The sequence below is a fragment of the Brevundimonas sp. genome, assembly GCF_036659295.1.
Classification (GTDB): domain Bacteria; phylum Pseudomonadota; class Alphaproteobacteria; order Caulobacterales; family Caulobacteraceae; genus Brevundimonas.
The window spans coordinates 34,583-51,222 of sequence record NZ_JAVXCU010000003.1 but is presented as its reverse complement, the minus strand read 5'-3'; the positions used below and the strand labels follow the sequence as shown (position 1 = coordinate 51,222).

At 62.5% G+C, this 16,640-nt stretch carries 13 protein-coding genes; 7 read left to right on the top strand and 6 right to left on the bottom strand.

Translation table 11 applies throughout. The features are described 5' to 3' along the window. The first annotated feature begins 5 nt into the window (after positions 1-5). The 5 genes from RSB01_RS01270 (at position 6) to RSB01_RS01250 (ending at position 8,714) form a co-directional block, all read left to right on the top strand. Positions 6-2,189: a prolyl oligopeptidase family serine peptidase gene (locus tag RSB01_RS01270; RefSeq protein ID WP_332589757.1), complete on the top strand. Its 2,184-nt coding sequence runs from the start codon at positions 6-8 to the stop codon at positions 2,187-2,189. 5 nt (positions 2,190-2,194) lie between these two features. Then, a complete protein-coding gene (locus tag RSB01_RS01265; RefSeq protein ID WP_332589758.1) occupies positions 2,195-4,399 on the top strand; it encodes a prolyl oligopeptidase family serine peptidase in 2,205 nt (734 codons plus the stop codon). 66 nt (positions 4,400-4,465) lie between these two features. After that, positions 4,466-5,260: a DUF1223 domain-containing protein gene (locus RSB01_RS01260; protein ID WP_332589759.1), complete on the top strand. Its 795-nt coding sequence runs from the start codon at positions 4,466-4,468 to the stop codon at positions 5,258-5,260. Positions 5,261-5,334: 74 nt separating this feature from the next. Further along, the gene (locus tag RSB01_RS01255) at positions 5,335-7,308 is read left to right on the top strand and encodes a potassium transporter Kup (RefSeq protein ID WP_332589760.1); all 1,974 of its coding nucleotides are present in this window, start codon (positions 5,335-5,337) and stop codon (positions 7,306-7,308) included. After that, positions 7,305-8,714, top strand: a complete 1,410-nt coding sequence (locus tag RSB01_RS01250; protein WP_332624991.1) for an RsmB/NOP family class I SAM-dependent RNA methyltransferase — start codon at positions 7,305-7,307, stop codon at positions 8,712-8,714. Before RSB01_RS01255 ends, RSB01_RS01250 begins: the two co-directional genes overlap by 4 nt. A 40-nt stretch (positions 8,715-8,754) precedes the next feature. Here the strand turns inward: RSB01_RS01250 and RSB01_RS01245 are convergent, their stop codons facing one another. Beyond that, positions 8,755-9,165 (bottom strand): metallopeptidase family protein, encoded by a 411-nt coding sequence (locus RSB01_RS01245; RefSeq protein ID WP_332589762.1) that lies wholly within the window; start codon positions 9,163-9,165, stop codon positions 8,755-8,757. A 114-nt stretch (positions 9,166-9,279) separates the two neighbouring features. Here RSB01_RS01245 and RSB01_RS01240 point away from each other — a divergent pair, with 114 nt between their 5' ends. Beyond that, the gene (locus tag RSB01_RS01240; RefSeq protein ID WP_332589763.1) at positions 9,280-11,619 is read left to right on the top strand and encodes an ATP-binding protein; all 2,340 of its coding nucleotides are present in this window, start codon (positions 9,280-9,282) and stop codon (positions 11,617-11,619) included. A 46-nt stretch (positions 11,620-11,665) separates the two neighbouring features. Then, positions 11,666-12,514 carry a haloacid dehalogenase-like hydrolase gene (locus RSB01_RS01235; protein WP_332620280.1) on the top strand — a complete coding sequence of 283 codons (849 nt, stop codon included), beginning with the start codon at positions 11,666-11,668 and terminating at the stop codon, positions 12,512-12,514. 3 nt (positions 12,515-12,517) lie between these two features. Here the strand turns inward: RSB01_RS01235 and RSB01_RS01230 are convergent, their stop codons facing one another. From RSB01_RS01230 to sdhA, 5 genes are read right to left on the bottom strand one after another with little or no spacing between them, the layout of a single operon-like run. Then, entirely contained in the window at positions 12,518-12,844 is a 327-nt protein-coding gene (locus tag RSB01_RS01230; RefSeq protein WP_332589765.1) for a PilZ domain-containing protein, read from the bottom strand. Between the two features lie 40 nt (positions 12,845-12,884). Continuing rightward, complete coding sequence (locus RSB01_RS01225; RefSeq protein WP_332589766.1) at positions 12,885-13,697, bottom strand: kinase; 813 nt, start codon at positions 13,695-13,697, stop codon at positions 12,885-12,887. A gap of 1 nt (position 13,698) precedes the next feature. Next, a complete protein-coding gene (locus RSB01_RS01220; protein WP_332589767.1) occupies positions 13,699-14,019 on the bottom strand; it encodes a 2Fe-2S iron-sulfur cluster-binding protein in 321 nt (106 codons plus the stop codon). A gap of 16 nt (positions 14,020-14,035) precedes the next feature. Further along, positions 14,036-14,839: a succinate dehydrogenase iron-sulfur subunit gene (locus RSB01_RS01215; protein ID WP_332589768.1), complete on the bottom strand. Its 804-nt coding sequence runs from the start codon at positions 14,837-14,839 to the stop codon at positions 14,036-14,038. 14 nt (positions 14,840-14,853) lie between these two features. Further along, the gene (sdhA, locus tag RSB01_RS01210) at positions 14,854-16,638 is read right to left on the bottom strand and encodes a succinate dehydrogenase flavoprotein subunit (protein WP_332624989.1); all 1,785 of its coding nucleotides are present in this window, start codon (positions 16,636-16,638) and stop codon (positions 14,854-14,856) included. Positions 16,639-16,640 lie beyond the last annotated feature (2 nt).

Sequence of the window (16,640 nt, the reverse complement as noted above, 5' to 3'; positions counted from 1 at the left end):
TTCAAATGCACCGTCACTTGGCCCGTCGCTCGGCAGTTGCTGCCGCAGCGCTTCTTCTTGCTTCCGGAATTCCTGCTGTCGCCATGGCCCAGAATACCCCTGCCCCCGCCGCCGCTTTTGCGACAACCGACGCGACCGATCCCTATCTGTGGCTGGAAGACGTGCAGAGCGAGCGTGTCGATGCATGGGTGGCCGAGAAGAACAAGCATTCGCTGGGTACGCTGCAATCTGATCCACGCTATGAGGGCCTGTACCAGCAGGCACTGGACATCCTGCAATCGCGTGACCGTATTCCGGGTGCCAGCATCCAGCGTGACGGTTCGGTCGAGAATTTCTGGCAGGACGCCGACCATGTGCGCGGCATCTGGCGCCGCACGTCGATGGACTCCTACAACACTGCCAACCCGCAGTGGGAAACCATTCTCGACTTTGACGCGCTTGCCGCTGCCGAAGGTGCTAACTGGGTTTATAAGGGCGCGTCCTGCCTTGCTCCCGAAGGCCGCTACTGCCTGATCTCGCTGTCGGATGGCGGCAAGGATGCCGTGACCATCCGCGAGTTCGACAAGGTCACCAAACAGTTCGTCGACGGCGGCATCAACCTGCCGGAATCCAAGTCGGGTGCCAGCTGGATCGATCAGGACACCCTGCTGATCTCCTATGCTTTCGACGAAAGCTCGCTGACCACTTCGGGCTATGCGCGCACCGTGCGTATTCTCAAGCGCGGCCAGACACTGGTTCAGGCGGTTCAGGTGTTCGAGGGCGAAACCACCGACATGTCGGTCAGCGGCTACAGCCTGCGCGATGCCGACGGTGTGGTGAAGGCCACCTTCATCACCCGCATGCGCGACTTCTATAACAGCGACAAATACATCCTGAATGCCGACGGTTCGGTCACGCCGGTGCCGCTGCCGTCCAAGGGCGGTATCAATGCGCTGGTCGCAGGCAAGGTGATCATCTCGACCGACCAAGACTGGACCGCACCGTCGGGCCAGACCTTCAAGACCGGCGACATCTTTGCCTATGATCTCGACGCATGGCTGGCCGACAAGTCGGTTCAGGCCGAACTGGTCATCAGCCCAGGCGAGCGCGAAGCTGTCGAAGGCATCAGCGCCACCCGCAACCGCCTGATCGTCGCGCTTTATGAAAACGTACGCGGCTCGATCTATGTCTATGACCCCGCCGACTGGTCGCGCACCCGCGCCAACCTGCCGGAAAACGTCACCGTCGGTATCGGCTCGACCTCCGACCAGAACGACCAGTTCTTCGCCTCGGTCAGCGGCTACCTGACGCCGTCCAGCCTGTATTTCGGTGACGCGGCGACCGGCCAGATGGCCCTGTCCAAATCGCTACCGCCCAAGTTCGATGCCACCGGCAAGATCGTCGAACAGCATCAGGCTGTCAGCAAGGACGGCACTCTGGTGCCCTATTTCGTCGTGCGCAGCGAAAACGCACCGATGGACGGCTCCAACCCGACCCTGCTCTATGGCTATGGCGGCTTCCAGTCGTCGCTGCTGCCGTCCTATAGCGGCCCCATGGGCAAGCTGTGGCTGGAGCGCGGCGGCGTCTATGTCATCGCCAATACCCGTGGCGGTGGCGAGTTCGGCCCGCGCTGGCACCAGGCCGCTCTGCAAGAAAACCGCCAGCGTGCCCACGAAGACTTCCAGGCGGTGGCTCTGGACCTGATCGCACGCGGCATCACCAGCCAGCCGCATCTGGGCATTATGGGCGGCTCGCAAGGCGGCCTGTTCATGGGCGCGATGCTGACCCAGCGTCCGGACCTGATCAACGCCGCCGTCATTCAGGTGCCCCTGTTCGACATGCTGCGCTTCCACAAGCTGCTGGCCGGTGCATCGTGGATGGGTGAATACGGCAATCCCGACATTGCCGAAGAACGCGCATGGATCGCCGAATACTCGCCTTACCAGCGCCTGTCGGCCGACGCGCCCTATCCGGAAGTCTTCATCCACACTTCGACCAAGGATGACCGCGTCCACCCCGGCCACGCCCGCAAGGCTGCCGCACGCCTCGAAGAACTGGGCCATCAGGTGCTGTTCTACGAGAACACCGATGGTGGCCACGCCGCCGGTGCCAACCTGCGCGAAAGCGCCCGTCGTCTGGCCCTCGAATACACCTATCTGACCCGTCGTCTGATCGATAATCCGCAGACCACCGAAGCTCAGGGAAACTAAATCCGATGATGAAAACACTTATCGCTTCGGCCTGCGTGCCGGTCCTGCTGATGGCCTGCGCGCCTGCGGCAACCGCCGTGCAAAATGCCTCGACCACTGTGGTGCAATCGAACGCCATGCCGCCGCACTTCCCCAAGGACCTGTCGCCCGCCGGTGTCGCCGCTGCCGATGACCATCTGGCGCTGGAAGAGGTGCAAGGCACCGAGGCCATGGCCTTTGTTGCCGAGGCCAACCGCAAGTCTCTGGGCGCTCTGACCACCGATGCCCGCTACGAGCCTTTCCGCGAGCAGGCGCAGGCCATTCTGACGGCCACCGACCGCATTCCGGGCGTCAGCTTCCTGGGCGATGGTCTGGGTAATTTCTGGCAGGACGGTGCCAACCCCAAGGGTGTGTGGCGCCGGACCACGCTGGACAGCTACCGCACAGCCCAGCCGCAATGGGAAACCCTGCTGGACATCGACGCCCTCGCCAAGGCTGAAGGTCGTGACTGGGTGTTCAAGGGCTCGTCCTGCCTGCAACCGGACGAGACCCGCTGCCTGATCAACCTGTCGGACGGCGGCAAGGATGCCGTGCGCGTGCGCGAGTTCGACACCACCACCAAGAGCTTTGTCGCGGGCGGTTTCGACCTGCCCGAAGGCAAGCACCGCATCAGCTGGCTGGATGCCGACACCCTGCTGGTGGCCACCGATTTCGGTGCGGGCACCATGACGGAGTCGGGCTATCCCTTCATCATCAAGGCCCTCAAGCGCGGCCAGTCACTGGCACAGGCCACCGAGGTCTATCGTGGCGAACAGGCCGATGGTGGCTATGGCGTCTCGCCCATGGTCATGCGCGACCCGAACGGCGTGGTGCAGGCCGTGCTGTTCAGCCGTCCGCTGGACACTTTCCGCTCGGAAACCTGGGCACTGGGCCGCGACAACAAGCCTTATAAGCTGACCCTGCCGACCCGCGTCGGTGTGCAGGGCATGCTGGGTGACAAGCTGGTCTTCTCGCCCGACGAAGACTGGGCCTTTGACGGTCACGCCTATAAGGGCGGCGAGCTGTTGGCCATTCCGTTCAACCTGCTGGGCGAAATGCGTCCGCGCATTGCCTATCCGCGCAATGCCGCCCTCGTCTTCTCGCCGACCGAGCGCCAGTCGCTTCAGGATGTGCGGGTGATGAAGGACGGCATTCTGGCCGTGATCTCCGACAATGTTGTGGGTCGCCTGTCGCGCTTCAGCGAAGGTGAAAACGGCTGGACCACCACCGCCATCGCCGTGCCGGACAATATGGCTGTCAGCCTCGGCTCCAGCTCGCGCACCACGGGCCGCGTCTTTGTCTCGACGCAGGGCTTCTTGACCCCGCCGACCCTCAGCCTGACCGATTTCAACACCGGTGCCACCACCGAGCTGAAATCCGCTCCGGCCAAGTTCGACGCTTCGACCCATGTCGTCGAACAGTATGAAGCCACCTCGGCCGACGGCACCAAGATTCCCTATTTCATCACCCGCCCGCGCGAGATGAAGCTGGACGGAACCAACCCGACCGTCATGCTGGGTTATGGTGGCTTCCAGGTCAGCCTGACACCGGCCTACAAGCCGGAAATGGGCAAGCTGTGGCTCGAGAATGGCGGCATCTTCGTTCAGGCCAATATCCGTGGCGGTGGCGAGTTCGGTCCGCAATGGCACCAGGCAGCCCTGCGCGAAAACCGCCAGCGCGCCTTTGACGACTTTGCGGCTGTCGGTCGTGACCTGATCGCACGCGGCATCACCTCGCCGCGCCATCTGGGCATTTATGGCCGCTCCAACGGCGGTGTTCTGACCTCGGTGTCCATCACCCAGAACCCCGACCTGTTCAATGCTGCCGTGATCGAAAGCCCGCTGATCGACATGATGCGCTATCCGGAAATGCCCGCCGGTGCCTCGTGGATCGGTGAATATGGCGATCCGCGCATCCCCGCCGATGCCGAGTTCATCTCCAAATACTCGGCCTATCAGCTGCTGCGACCGGACGTGAAATATCCGCGCGCCTATATCACCACCAATACGCTGGACGATCGTGTCCATCCGGGCCACGCCCGCAAGTTCGCGGCACGTCTGGGCGATCAGGGCCATGACCACCTCTATTACGAGGACACCGTCGGCGGTCACTCCAACGATGCCGATCCGGTGGCCAATGCCCGTCGCTGGGCGCGCCATTATGTCTATCTGTCGCAACAGCTGATGGACTAAACGATCCGCGCTTTAGCGTGATCTGATGGAGGGCGGCAGGGTCAACCTGCCGCCCTTCACGCTTTTATGAGCGGCGCTTTTGTAAAAGCAGTGCTTAATCTGGCCGCCATGCAAAAATGGTCCACCCGTATCGCTCTTGGAGGTCTTGTCGGTGCTGCCCTGTTCGGGGCCAGCGCGTCCGTAGCTTTGGCGCCAGACGACCGGCCCGTCGTGGTGGAGCTATTCACTGCACAAGGCTGTAGCGCCTGTCCCGACGCCAATGCGACACTGGAACAGGTGGCCCGCAATCCCAATGTCGTGGTCCTGACCTATGGCGTTGATTACTGGGATTATCTGGGCTGGCGCGATACCTTTGCCCGCCCCGAATTCACCGAACGTCAACGCGGCTATCGTCAGGCTCTGGGTCTGCGTAATGTCGCCACCCCGCAGGTCGTTATCGACGGCCAGCGCCAGTTGACCCCGCGCCGCGCTCCCGATCTGGACAATGCCCTAGCCCGGACCGACGCCAACAGCCTGCCGCCACCCGATATCGAATTTCGTGAAACCGGCGACCGCGTCGCCGTTGGCTCTGGCCGGTTGCCGCGAGGCGGGGCCGAAGTGGTCGCTGTACGCTATGCACCGGGCCTGCAAACGGTCGAAGTCAAGGCCGGCGACAATCAGGGACAGTCGGTCAAACATATCAATGTCGTGAAGGAAATCCATCACTTGGGCGATTGGAGGGGGCGCCCCTCCCTTTATGAGCTCCCGCGTGAATTGTCCGCACGCGGCCTAAGCGACGATGCTCTGGTCGTGATCGTTCAGGGTAAATCAGACCGGCGCATTTTATCGGCTGCCCGCCTGCCGGAACTTCATCACGATTGAACCGCTGACAGAAAGGGGCTAAAGGCCCGCCGCTCTTGATGGGCGCGTCTCCTTACGCCGCCCGGAGGTTTTGCATGGTCGGGGACCAACCCCGCGACGACCGACGACCGGCCGCCGCAAGTGAATCTGCTTCTTCTGACAACGCGCCACATCCGTCCCACGACGGACCCGCTGGCACGCCTGTCTCCAAGCAAGCCCAGCGTGCCCTGCTTATCGGGGCCATCGGTGTGGTGTTCGGTGACATCGGCACCAGCCCCATCTATGCCCTGCGCGAAGCGGTCGGGCATGCCCAGGGTCTGGGTGATCCGCATCTGGCCATTATGGGCGTTGTCTCGCTGGCCTTCTGGGCGCTGATGATCGTGGTGACGTTCAAATACGTCTTGTTCCTGATGCGAGCCGACAACCGTGGCGAGGGCGGAGCCCTGTCGCTGATGGCACTGGCGCAAAACGCTCTGGGCCGCCGCAGTGCCATGCTGTTTGTGCTGGGCCTGTGCGGGGCCGCGCTGTTCTATGCCGACGGCGTGATTACGCCTGCCATCTCGGTTCTATCGGCCGTCGAGGGCATCAAGGGTGCCCCCGGCGTCGGCGACACCATCAATCCGTTTATCGTGCCGATTGCTGCTGTCATTCTGATCGGGCTGTTCATGGTGCAATCCCATGGCACAGCCGGTCTGGCCAAGTTTTTTGGCCCCATTACCCTTGTCTGGTTCCTGTCGCTGGGCGCGCTAGGCCTGTTCCATATGTTTGATGATCTGACGATCATCACCGCCCTGTCGCCCCACTATGCGCTGACCATGCTGGCCGCCAAGCCGATGCTGGGCTTTGTCATTCTCGGCAGTGTGTTTCTGGCCGTGACCGGTGCCGAGGCCCTGTATGCCGATATGGGCCATTTCGGAAAATCGCCTATCCGCAAGGGCTGGCTGTTTGTCGTCCTGCCCTGTCTGACCTTGAACTATCTGGGTCAGGGTGCCTTCCTGCTGGCCAACCCCTCAGCCATGGACAACCCGTTCTGGAACATGGTGCCGGAACTGATCTACTGGCCGCTGCTGCTGCTGGCGACCGCCGCCACCGTGATCGCGTCGCAAGCTGTGATCACCGGTGCCTTCTCGGTCACCCAGCAGGCCGTACAGCTGGGTCTGCTGCCGCGTCTGGATATCCGCAATACCTCCGAAACACAGGCGGGCCAGATCTTCGTTCCGGCGATCAACGGCCTTCTGATGGTCGGGGTGCTGTTCCTGCTCGTGACCTTCCAGAACACGCATAACCTGACCGCCGCCTATGGCGTGGCCGTTACCGGTGTGATGTTCGTCAACACCCTGATGGCCTTCACCGTCGCCCGCCACAAATGGAAGTGGCCTCTGTGGGGCGTCCTGGCCATCCTGATCCCGATGGGCTTTGTCGACCTCGTCTTCCTCAGCTCCAACCTGCTTAAGCTGCCGGATGGCGCATGGATGCCGCTGCTGATCGGCGGCCTGATCGTCATGCTGATGTGGACATGGGTGCGCGGCACCCAGATTCTTGGCGAGAAGACCCGTCGCGACAGCCTGCCGCTGACGGACCTGATCGATATGTTGTCGGCCCGTCCGCCGCACCGCGCTCAGGGCACGGCCATCTTCCTGACCTCGGACCCCACCGTTGCGCCGGTGGCGATGATGCACAATCTCAAGCACAACAAGGTGTTGCACGAGAAGAACATCATCATGACCGTGCACACCTCGCACAAGCCGCGTGTCAGCGACCAGAACCGCATCGAAATCGAAGCCATTTCCGACGATTTTAAACGCGTGACGCTGACCTTCGGCTATATGGAGACCCCGAACGTACCCAAGGCGCTGGCCCAGTGCCGCCGTCAGGGGCTGAAGTTCGACATCATGTCGACCAGCTTCTTCCTTGGCCGTCGCTCCGTCATCCCCAGCGCCCAACAGGGCATGCCCATGTGGCAGGACAAGCTTTTCATCTTCCTTATGCGTAACGCCGCCAACCCCACCGACTTCTTCCGTATTCCCCCCGGCCGTGTGGTCGAACTTGGCACACAGGTGTCCGTATGAGCCGTCCGCCAGCCAAAGGGGGCGATCAGGGTCGTCCGCAAAACCGTGGTTCCAACCGTGGCAGCGCCCAGCGCCGCCACGCGACCAGCCACAAGCCCTCGAACCGTCCGCAGGGCGAAGACCGCTATCCCGAGGTCGGGGTTCAGGCTCGTCTGGTGGCCGGTATCCTGCTGAATGCCGCCCTCGAAAAGCGCACCGGTCTTGATGACGAAATGGCCAAGAGCCCGGCGCGCGGCCTGTCGCCTGCCGACCGCGCCTTTGCCCGCGCCTGCGCCATGGGCGCGCTGCGCCGTCTGGGCGAGATCGACCAGATCTTGGGCAAGCGCCTGAAGGCTATGCCGGCCCTGCCGACCATCACCATCCTGCGCATTGCTGTGGCCCAGATGCTGGTGCTGGAAACGCCGTCCTTTGCCGCGGTATCGACCGCCGTCAAACTGGCCGAGCGCGACAATAAGACCCGTCCCTACAAGAACCTCATCAATGCGGTTCTGCGCGGTATCGACCGTGACGGTTTCGGTGTGACCAAGCCCGAGGCCAACCTGCCCGAATGGCTGGCCGCCCGCTGGCAGGCCAATTACGGCGATGAGGCCCTGAAGGGTCTGGCCGAAGCCACCCGTTTCGAGCCTGCCACCGACATCTCGGTCAAGCCGTCTGCCGATAGCGCCGCTCTGGCCGAAGCTCTCGAAGCCAATATCCTGCCGGGTGGTACCTTGCGTACCGACCGCCGTGGCGATGTGGCCCAGTGGCCGCATTTCGAGGACGGTGACTGGTGGGTGCAAGACGCCGCCGCCGCCATCCCTGCCCGCCTGCTGGACGTAAAACCCGGCCAGACCGCTCTGGATCTGTGCGCTGCCCCCGGTGGCAAGACCCTGCAACTGGCTGCTGCCGGTGCCTCGGTTGTGGCGCTGGACCGTTCGGAGAGCCGCCTGAAGCGTCTGCGCCAGAATTTCGAGCGCACAAAGCTGCAAACCGAAGTCGTCGCCATCCCTGCCGAAGACTGGGAAGATGATCGCCAGTTCGACGCCGTCCTGCTGGACGCCCCCTGCTCGGCTACCGGCACCTATCGCCGTAACCCCGAAGCCCTGCGCGCCGTGCGTCCGGCCGACATCGCCAAACTGGCCGATGTGCAGCACCGTCTGCTGGATGTGGCCGCCCAGAAGGTCAAGGTCGGCGGCAAGCTGGTTTACTGCGTCTGCTCGCTGGAACGCGAAGAGGGCGAAGTCCAGATGATCGCCTTCCTGCGTCGCAATGCCGGTTTCAAGACCGTCGCTGCCGATCCGGCCTCGGTTGGAGCCCCCGCCGAGGCCCTGACCAAGGAAGGCTGGCTGCGTATCCTGCCCGGCCAGTGGGACGAGAAGGGCAGCCTCGACGGCTTCTTCATCGCTCTGCTGGAACGCACGGCCTAAAAGACAAAAAGGCGACCCGACGGGTCGCCTTTTTTTATGCTCAGTCCCCGTCATCCTCGATCGCATGGATCTCGTCGTCGTCCAGACCCATGTGGTGACCCAGTTCGTGGACCAGTACATGCGAGACAAGTTCGTACAGCCCCACATCCCCGCGCGCGCACCATTCATCCAAAATAGGGCGGCGATATAGAAAAACGCGCGACGGTTCGGGGGCGGGACCCAACCCGTCGCGATCGCCCAGATGCACGCCGTGATAGAGGCCGGTCAGTTCGAAACCGTCTTCGATTTCCAGATCGCGCAGCGTCTGCTCGTCGGGGAAATCATCAATCCGAATAACCACATCGGCAGCCGCCTGCCGGAACACAGCGGGCAGGTCATCAAAGGCCTTGCGGGCCATACGATCAAAATCGTCCAATGACGGGGCGGTCTGGTCGAGCCATGTCTGTTGCATGCAAAAGCTATCGCCCGTCGCAAGCCGCACGGCAATGCGCCATCAAGCGTCGCCCAAATGCCCTGCACAGAGTATGGTAAACGCGAATCAACCATTTTCCCCTCTGGAGCGCGTATGGCCGAGGCCAACATCGCCGCAGACATTGCCTATGTGGCAACGGCAGGAGCCGCAGGTCTGGCGCTCGCCGTCACGACTTGGGCAGCCCGTCTGCACAAGGGGATCAAGCGCCGCGAGCAGGAGGTCGAACTTCAGGCCTCGCATGCGTTGGTGCAGTCTGCTGCCTGTTCAGGGGCGCTGAACGCTTTTGATGATCTGCGCATGGCGCTGTCACCCGAAGGCACTGTGCGCGCCATCTACGGCCCCCACGAGCCGCTGTTCCAGTTGGTTGAACAGCCTCTATCCGGCAGTACCGAGGCCATCAGCCAGGCAGGCGAGCAACTGGCCACCCGGCTGAAACACCTGCATCCCGAGCGCATGAACGCCCTTCTTCACGAGGGCGAAGGCTTTGAGACGGTGATTGAATCCGGCGACGGATCATGGGCTGTCGAGGGCCGCGCACTGGGCGGCGGGGCATGGGTTCGCCTGTCGCGCATCACCCACGCCATTGGTCTGGAAGCAGGGCCAGGAGTTCTGGCCGAACAGTCGCCTGCCCCGACATGGGTGGTCGACGGCACCGGTAAGCTGGTCTGGGCCAATAGTGCCTGGCTGCACGAAACCCGTGCCGAGAACCTGCAACAGGCTCGCGACAGTGCCATCAGCTTTGATCGCGGTGCCGATGCCATTATTGGCGAGGCCCTGCGTCTCAACAGCCCTCAGGAAGGCTTCCGCTGGTCCTCCTCGGATGGCCGCCGCCGCGCATGGAAGATACTGGCCCAGCCCCTGATCGGCGGTCGCGGTGCCGTGATTGCCTTTGCCATCGACATGACCGAGGCCGAGGAAACGCGCGACACCCTGCGCCGTCACGTCGAGGCCCATGACGAGACGCTGAACCATCTGGCCGATGCCGTGGCCATTTTCGGTCCGGCCAAACGTCTGGCCTTCCACAATACCGCCTTCCAGCAATTGTTCAGCATCGATGCCGCATGGCTGGACGAGCGCCCGACCCATGGCGAACTTCTGGATCGTCTGCGCCAGCGCCGCCTGCTGCCCGAAGTGGTCGACTACGCCCAGTGGAAGGCCTCGGAACTGGATTTCTACGGCGCGGCACAGGTGTCGCCCGACGACACATGGCGCCTGCCCGATGGCCGCACCCTGCGTGTAGTACGCCAGCCGCACCCGCTGGGCGGTATCCTGCTGATCTTCTCGGATATCACCGACGAGTTGAACCTGCGCAGCCGCTATAATGCGCAGATTCAGGTCCAGACCGCGACGCTCGACAAACTGTCCGACGCCGTGGCCGTGTTCGGCTCCGACAGCCGCCTGCGCTTGCGTAACGATGCCTTCGAGGCCTTCTGGAACCTATCCAAGGACCGTCTGGATGTGGCGCAGGACTTTGACGACGTGGCCCAGCTGTGTCGTTCCCTACTGCCCGACAATGCCCTGTGGATGGGCCTGAAGGCCCGCGTGGCCGATCCTGACCCCGAAAGCCGTGTGCCGGTGTCCGGCGAGGGTCGCACGCAGGATGGCCGCCATGTGGTCTGGAAGACCCGTCCCCTGCCCGACGGTGCCACTCTGGTCGCCTTCTCGGACGAGACGGCCCGACGGGCACTGGAACAGGCTCTGGCCGAAAAAGAAGCGGCCCTTGCCGAAAGTCAGGCCCTGAAGCGCGAGTTTGTCGGCAGTGTCTCCTATGAGTTGCGTACGCCGCTGACGACCATTGTCGGCTATTCGGAACTGCTGGAAGCCATGGGCGACCTGCCCGACCGCAGCCGCCAGCATGCCGGCGCCATCCGCGTGGCCGCCAGCCATCTGGCCCGTTCCATCGACGATGTGCTGGACATGGCCCAGATTGATGCGGGCGAGATGGAGCTGAATCTCAACGACGTCCATCTGCGCACGCTGCTGGAAACGCTGTCGCAAAACGTCCGGCCCAAGATCGAGGGTCGCGGGGCTAGCCTGAACCTGTCGTTCGCAGACAACCTGCCTGTGCTGCGCGCCGACGAGCGCCGCGTCGGACAGGCGGTCGAGCACCTGCTGGAAAATGCCTGCCGTGCGGTCAGTGATGGTGGATCGGTCGATCTGGCGGTCGTGGCCGCCGGTGACGAAGTCCATATCCGCGTCAGTGACACCGGACGCGGCATCCCCTTCCATCTTCAGGCCCATGTGTTCGACCGCTTTGTCCGTCGCGAGCGCGGCGGACCGGGTGTCGCCCTGGCTCTGGTCAAAGCGTTTGTGGAACTGCATGGCGGCTCGGCCGAGGTCGAGAGCGCGCCCGGCAAGGGCGCGACCTTCATCCTCAAGCTTCCGACCAAGGCCCATAGTGACCGTGCGACACCGGAACTGATTTTGGAATGACTTCGTGCTACAGGGCCGATCCAAGAGATTAGGAACCGCTGCCCCCATGGCCGATCAAGCCCCGCTGAAAACCGCCCTCATCTATGATTTCGACGGCACACTTGCCCGTGGAAACATGCAGGAGGTCAGCTTCATTCCATCCGTGGGCATGGATATCGGAGCCTTCTGGGGTCAGGCCGAAACCCTGACCAAGTCGGCCGATGCCGACGGTATCCTGATGTATATGCAGTTGATGCTGAAACATGCCCGCGACAAGGGCATTTCCATCACCAAGGACATGCTGGCCGATCACGGCAAGGACGTCGCCCTGTTCGAGGGCCTGCGTGACCTGTCGTGGTTCGACCGCATCAACGCCTTCGGGGCCAAATATAATCTCGATATCGAGCACTATATTATCTCGGCCGGTCTCGAGGAAATGATCGACGGCACCCCGATCCGTTCGGCCTTGCACCATGTGTTTGCCAGCCACTATGTCTATGACGAGAACGGCGAGGCCGCATGGCCGGCTGTGGGCGTCAACTACACCACCAAGACCCAGTACCTGTTCCGCATCAATAAGGGCGTGAAGAACCACTGGGAGCACGAGCGGGTCAACCACTTCATTCCTGACGAAGATCGCCCGATCCCGTTCGACCGTATGATCTTCCTCGGCGACGGCGATACCGATGTGCCGACCATGAAGATGATGCACACCAAGGGTGGCTTCTCGATCGCCGTCTATGACCCGCGCTCGAACGAGAAGGACCAGAAGAAGGTCTATTCGCTGATCTCGGAAGACCGCGTGAACTTTGTCGCGGCCGCCGATTACCGCGAAGGGTCGGCGCTGGACCTGATCGTCAAGGGTCTGGTCGGGCGTATCGCCATCAATTCCGGCACCATGCCGGCCGGACTGTAAGCTTCAGGTCCGTTTCCAAATGTCCCGCGCGCGCGAAAGCCGCGCGGGTACCAGGCCACCCAATTTGTGGCTGGCGGCAATCTCCAGCGACACATCCTGCCCTTTGAAGGCCGTGATACGGGCCTCGAATGCCAGTCCGCGCGCATGGTCGACCACAATCACCGCGCCCGAAATATTGGCGGCGCGACTGATCAAGACAGACATCCGCTCTTTCGAGGCCTGACGGATCACGCAGGCATATTCCATGCGCCCCGCGCACAAGGTTGCGGCCGTATTCAGGGTTTCCATTGCCGGAGCCGTAGCGGCACCTCGTTTGAACAAAGCGAACACAGAACCAAACTCTAAAACCAGCCTGTACCAGAGGGCCGTATCATCCCTCTGACATAGGGTCTTCCTGTGGCCAGACAATGAAACGCCGGTCATCGTCCAGACGGATTTCCAGATCCGCGACAATGCCGCCACGCATAATCCAGCGGGTCAGCCGTTCAAAACGGGCAATAAAATCGCCAATGGCACGGCGTCTGTCCGCATCCACGGCATCGATCCCCAAAAGCCCGGCCTCCTGCTGACAGCGCCAGTCAAGCACACGCTCGAAGCTCGGGGCCCGTAGATAGACCAGACCCTCCAGCCGCGCCCTTAAACGCGCATAGTCCGCCGCAAGCGCCCCGTTTACCGCCCTTCGCCACACGGCGTCCGGATCAAGATTAGCCTCCATCGCATTGACGGGGACCAAGAGCTGCGCCTCCGGCTCTGGCTTCGCCCCCAGACACCAGCCTTCCAGCACAATCAGTCTTGGGCGCCCGACATAGACCGGCCATTCGCTTTGCGGCCTGCGGTCATCGGCCAGCTTGTCAAACGCGGGCAGGGCCGTGCGGCTGTCCGGTAAGGCCTGATGCAACGCCGCCAATACCCGATCCAGCAGTCCCAGATCATGGGTCAGGGGCGGGCCTCGTGTCGCAAACAAGGGATGCAGGGTGCTTGCCAGATTCTGGCGCTCGGCCTTTGTCAGATAGACATCGTCCAGCGACAGACTGACCCCGCCATAGGCGCTCGCCAGATAGGCCGCCAGAGTGCTCTTGCCCGAGCCTTGCGAGCCCGCAATGCCGATCAGGGCAGGGCGATCATTTTGCAGATGCGGCAAAAGAAAATCCCCGACCACATGGAGCAGTCGGGGATCAATCATCTTAGTGCTGGTTTTCCGGCAGACGGACAATCAGGCCATCCAGATCATCGCTGACCCGTATCTGGCACGAGAGCCGGCTGTTGGGCTGCACGTTCTCGGCAAAGTCGAGCATGGACTCTTCCATCGCCGACGGGCGACCCGTCACGTCCAGAAAGCCCTCATCGACATAGACGTGGCAGGTGGCGCAGGCGCAAGCCCCGCCACAGTCCGCATCGATGCCCGGGACGTTGTGACGGACCGCGCCTTCCATGACAGAGAGGCCGTTCTTGACCTCGATCTCATGCTCGCGGCCGTCGAACTCGATATATTTGATCTTCGCCAAGGGATGGGGCGGGCGCTTACGCGCTCGCCTTCTCCTTCTTGCGCGACGGAGCAACCATCAGTTTCTTCGTCTCGGCGATGGCCTTGGCAGGGTTCAGACCCTTCGGGCACACCTGGGCGCAGTTCATGATCGTGTGGCAGCGGTACAGCTTGAACGGGTCTTCCAGATCGTCGAGACGTTTCTGGGTGGCGTCGTCGCGGCTGTCCGAGATCCAGCGGTAGGCACCCAGAAGGGCTGCCGGACCGATGTATTCTTCCTGGTTCCACCAGTAGCTCGGGCACGAGGTCGAGCAGCAGGCGCACAGGATGCACTCGTACAGACCGTCCAGCTTTTCACGCTCTTGCGGCGACTGCAGACGTTCTTTTTCCGGATCCGGAAGGTCGGACTGCAGGTAGGGCTGGATGGAGTCGTACTGGGCGTAGAACAGCGACATGTCCGTCACCAGATCCTTGACCACCGGCTGGTGGGGCAGGGGAGCAATGGTGATGTTGTGCGACTTGCACTCGTCCCAGCCCTTGGTGCAGGCCAGAGTGTTCGAGCCGTCGATGTTCATCGAGCACGAACCGCAAATGCCTTCGCGGCACGAACGACGGAACGACAGGGTCGGGTCGATCGTGTTCTTGATGTGCAGCAGGGCGTCCAGCAGCATCGGGCCGTGATCGTCCGACGACACCTCATAGGTGTCCCAACGCGGATCAGCGTCGGTCTCGGGGTCGTAACGATAGACCTTGTACGACTTGACGTTCTTGGCGCCAGCCGCAGCCTTGTGGACCTTGCCGGTCGTGGGCTTGGAGCCACGCGGGAGGTTGAGTTGAACCATGTTTCAAATCCTCCTTAGTAAACCCGAGCCTTGGGCTCGATATACGAGACCTCGTCGGACATCGTGTATTTGTGAACCGGACGGTAGTCGATCTGGACGCCTTCGCCCGGACGCTTCCACGCCAGGGTGTGCTTCATCCAGTTTTCGTCATCACGTTCCGGGAAGTCTTCACGGGCATGGGCGCCGCGGGACTCGGTACGGTTGGCTGCGCCCTCGATGGTGACCAGAGCCTGAGCGATCAGGTTGTCATATTCGAGGGTTTCCATCAGATCCGTGTTCCAGATCAGGCCGCGGTCGGTCGTCTTGATATCCGAACCGGCAGCGTCGATGGCACGCAGTTTCTGCACGCCTTCTTCCAGCGTCTTGCCGGTACGGAACACCGCAGCGTCCGACTGCATGGCGCGTTGCATCGACAGGCGCAGTTCCGATGTCGGGGTCGAACCCGAGGCGTTACGGAAGCGGTCAAAGCGGGCCATGTGGCCATCGGTCGTCGATTTGGGAGCCGACGGTACAGCCGAGGCCTTGTCGACCACTTCACCGCAACGCAGACCCACAGCACGACCGAACACAACCAGATCGGTCAGCGAGTTGGAGCCCAGACGGTTGGCGCCGTGCACCGAGACGCAAGCGGCTTCGCCCACGGCCATCAGGCCCGGAACCACGCTGTCGGGGTTGCCGTCGCGCAGGGTCAGAACTTCACCGTGATAATTGGTCGGGATACCGCCCATATTGTAGTGAACGGTCGGCAGAACCGGGATCGGCTCCTTGGTCACGTCCACACCGGCGAAGATCTTGGCGCTTTCCGAGATGCCCGGCAGGCGCGCATGCAGGATAGCCGGATCGAGGTGATCCAGATGCAGGTGGATGTGGTCCTTGTTCGGGCCCACACCGCGACCTTCGCGGATTTCGATCGTCATCGAGCGCGAGACCATGTCACGCGGTGCCAGATCCTTCACGGTCGGCGCATAACGCTCCATGAAGCGCTCGCCTTCCGAGTTGGTCAGGTAGCCACCTTCGCCGCGAGCACCTTCGGTGATCAGGCAGCCGGCACCATAGATGCCGGTCGGGTGGAACTGGACGAATTCCATGTCTTGCAGCGGCAGACCGGCACGCAGCACCATCGCATTACCGTCGCCGGTGCAGGTGTGGGCCGAGGTCGCCGAGAAGTAGGCACGGCCATAACCGCCGGTGGCCAGAACGACCATCTTGGCGCGGAACTGGTGCATCTGGCCATTGTCCAGTTGCAGTGCCGTCACGCCGGTGCAGACGCCGTCTTGCATAATCAGGTCGAGCGCGAAGTATTCAACGAAGAACTTCACTTCACGACGAACCGACTGGCCGTACAGGGTGTGCAGGATGGCGTGACCGGTACGGTCGGCGGCGGCGCAGGTGCGTTGCACCGGACCTTCACCGAAGTTGCGGGTCATACCGCCGAAGGCGCGCTGGTAGATCTTGCCTTCCTCGGTACGCGAGAACGGCACACCCCAGTGTTCCAGCTCGTAAACGGCCTGAGGCGCGTTACGGACCAGATATTCAATCGAGTCCTGGTCACCCAGCCAGTCCGACCCCTTGACGGTGTCGTACATGTGCCATTGCCAGCTGTCCTCGCCCATATTGCCCAGCGAAGCCGAGATGCCGCCCTGGGCAGCCACGGTATGCGAGCGGGTCGGGAAGACCTTGGTGACGCAGGCGACCTTCAGGCCCTGCTGGGCGGCGCCGAGTGCGGCGCGAAGGCCGGAGCCACCCGCGCCGACGACAACGACGTCGTATTCGTGATCGATAAGCTCGTATGCAGCCATGG

What these genes read in the sequence shown, in the direction of transcription:
- RSB01_RS01270 (WP_332589757.1), top strand. Translation starts at nt 6, where the DNA reads ATGCACCGTCACTTGGCCCGTCGCTCGGCAGTTGCTGCCGCAGCGCTT.
- RSB01_RS01265 (WP_332589758.1), top strand. Translation starts at nt 2,195, where the DNA reads ATGATGAAAACACTTATCGCTTCGGCCTGCGTGCCGGTCCTGCTGATG.
- RSB01_RS01260 (WP_332589759.1), top strand. Translation starts at nt 4,466, where the DNA reads ATGAGCGGCGCTTTTGTAAAAGCAGTGCTTAATCTGGCCGCCATGCAA.
- RSB01_RS01255 (WP_332589760.1), top strand. Translation starts at nt 5,335, where the DNA reads ATGGTCGGGGACCAACCCCGCGACGACCGACGACCGGCCGCCGCAAGT.
- RSB01_RS01250 (WP_332624991.1), top strand. Translation starts at nt 7,305, where the DNA reads ATGAGCCGTCCGCCAGCCAAAGGGGGCGATCAGGGTCGTCCGCAAAAC.
- RSB01_RS01245 (WP_332589762.1), bottom strand. Translation starts at nt 9,165, where the DNA reads ATGCAACAGACATGGCTCGACCAGACCGCCCCGTCATTGGACGATTTT.
- RSB01_RS01240 (WP_332589763.1), top strand. Translation starts at nt 9,280, where the DNA reads ATGGCCGAGGCCAACATCGCCGCAGACATTGCCTATGTGGCAACGGCA.
- RSB01_RS01235 (WP_332620280.1), top strand. Translation starts at nt 11,666, where the DNA reads ATGGCCGATCAAGCCCCGCTGAAAACCGCCCTCATCTATGATTTCGAC.
- RSB01_RS01225 (WP_332589766.1), bottom strand. Translation starts at nt 13,697, where the DNA reads ATGATTGATCCCCGACTGCTCCATGTGGTCGGGGATTTTCTTTTGCCG.
- RSB01_RS01215 (WP_332589768.1), bottom strand. Translation starts at nt 14,839, where the DNA reads ATGGTTCAACTCAACCTCCCGCGTGGCTCCAAGCCCACGACCGGCAAG.
- sdhA (WP_332624989.1), bottom strand. Translation starts at nt 16,638, where the DNA reads ATGGCTGCATACGAGCTTATCGATCACGAATACGACGTCGTTGTCGTC.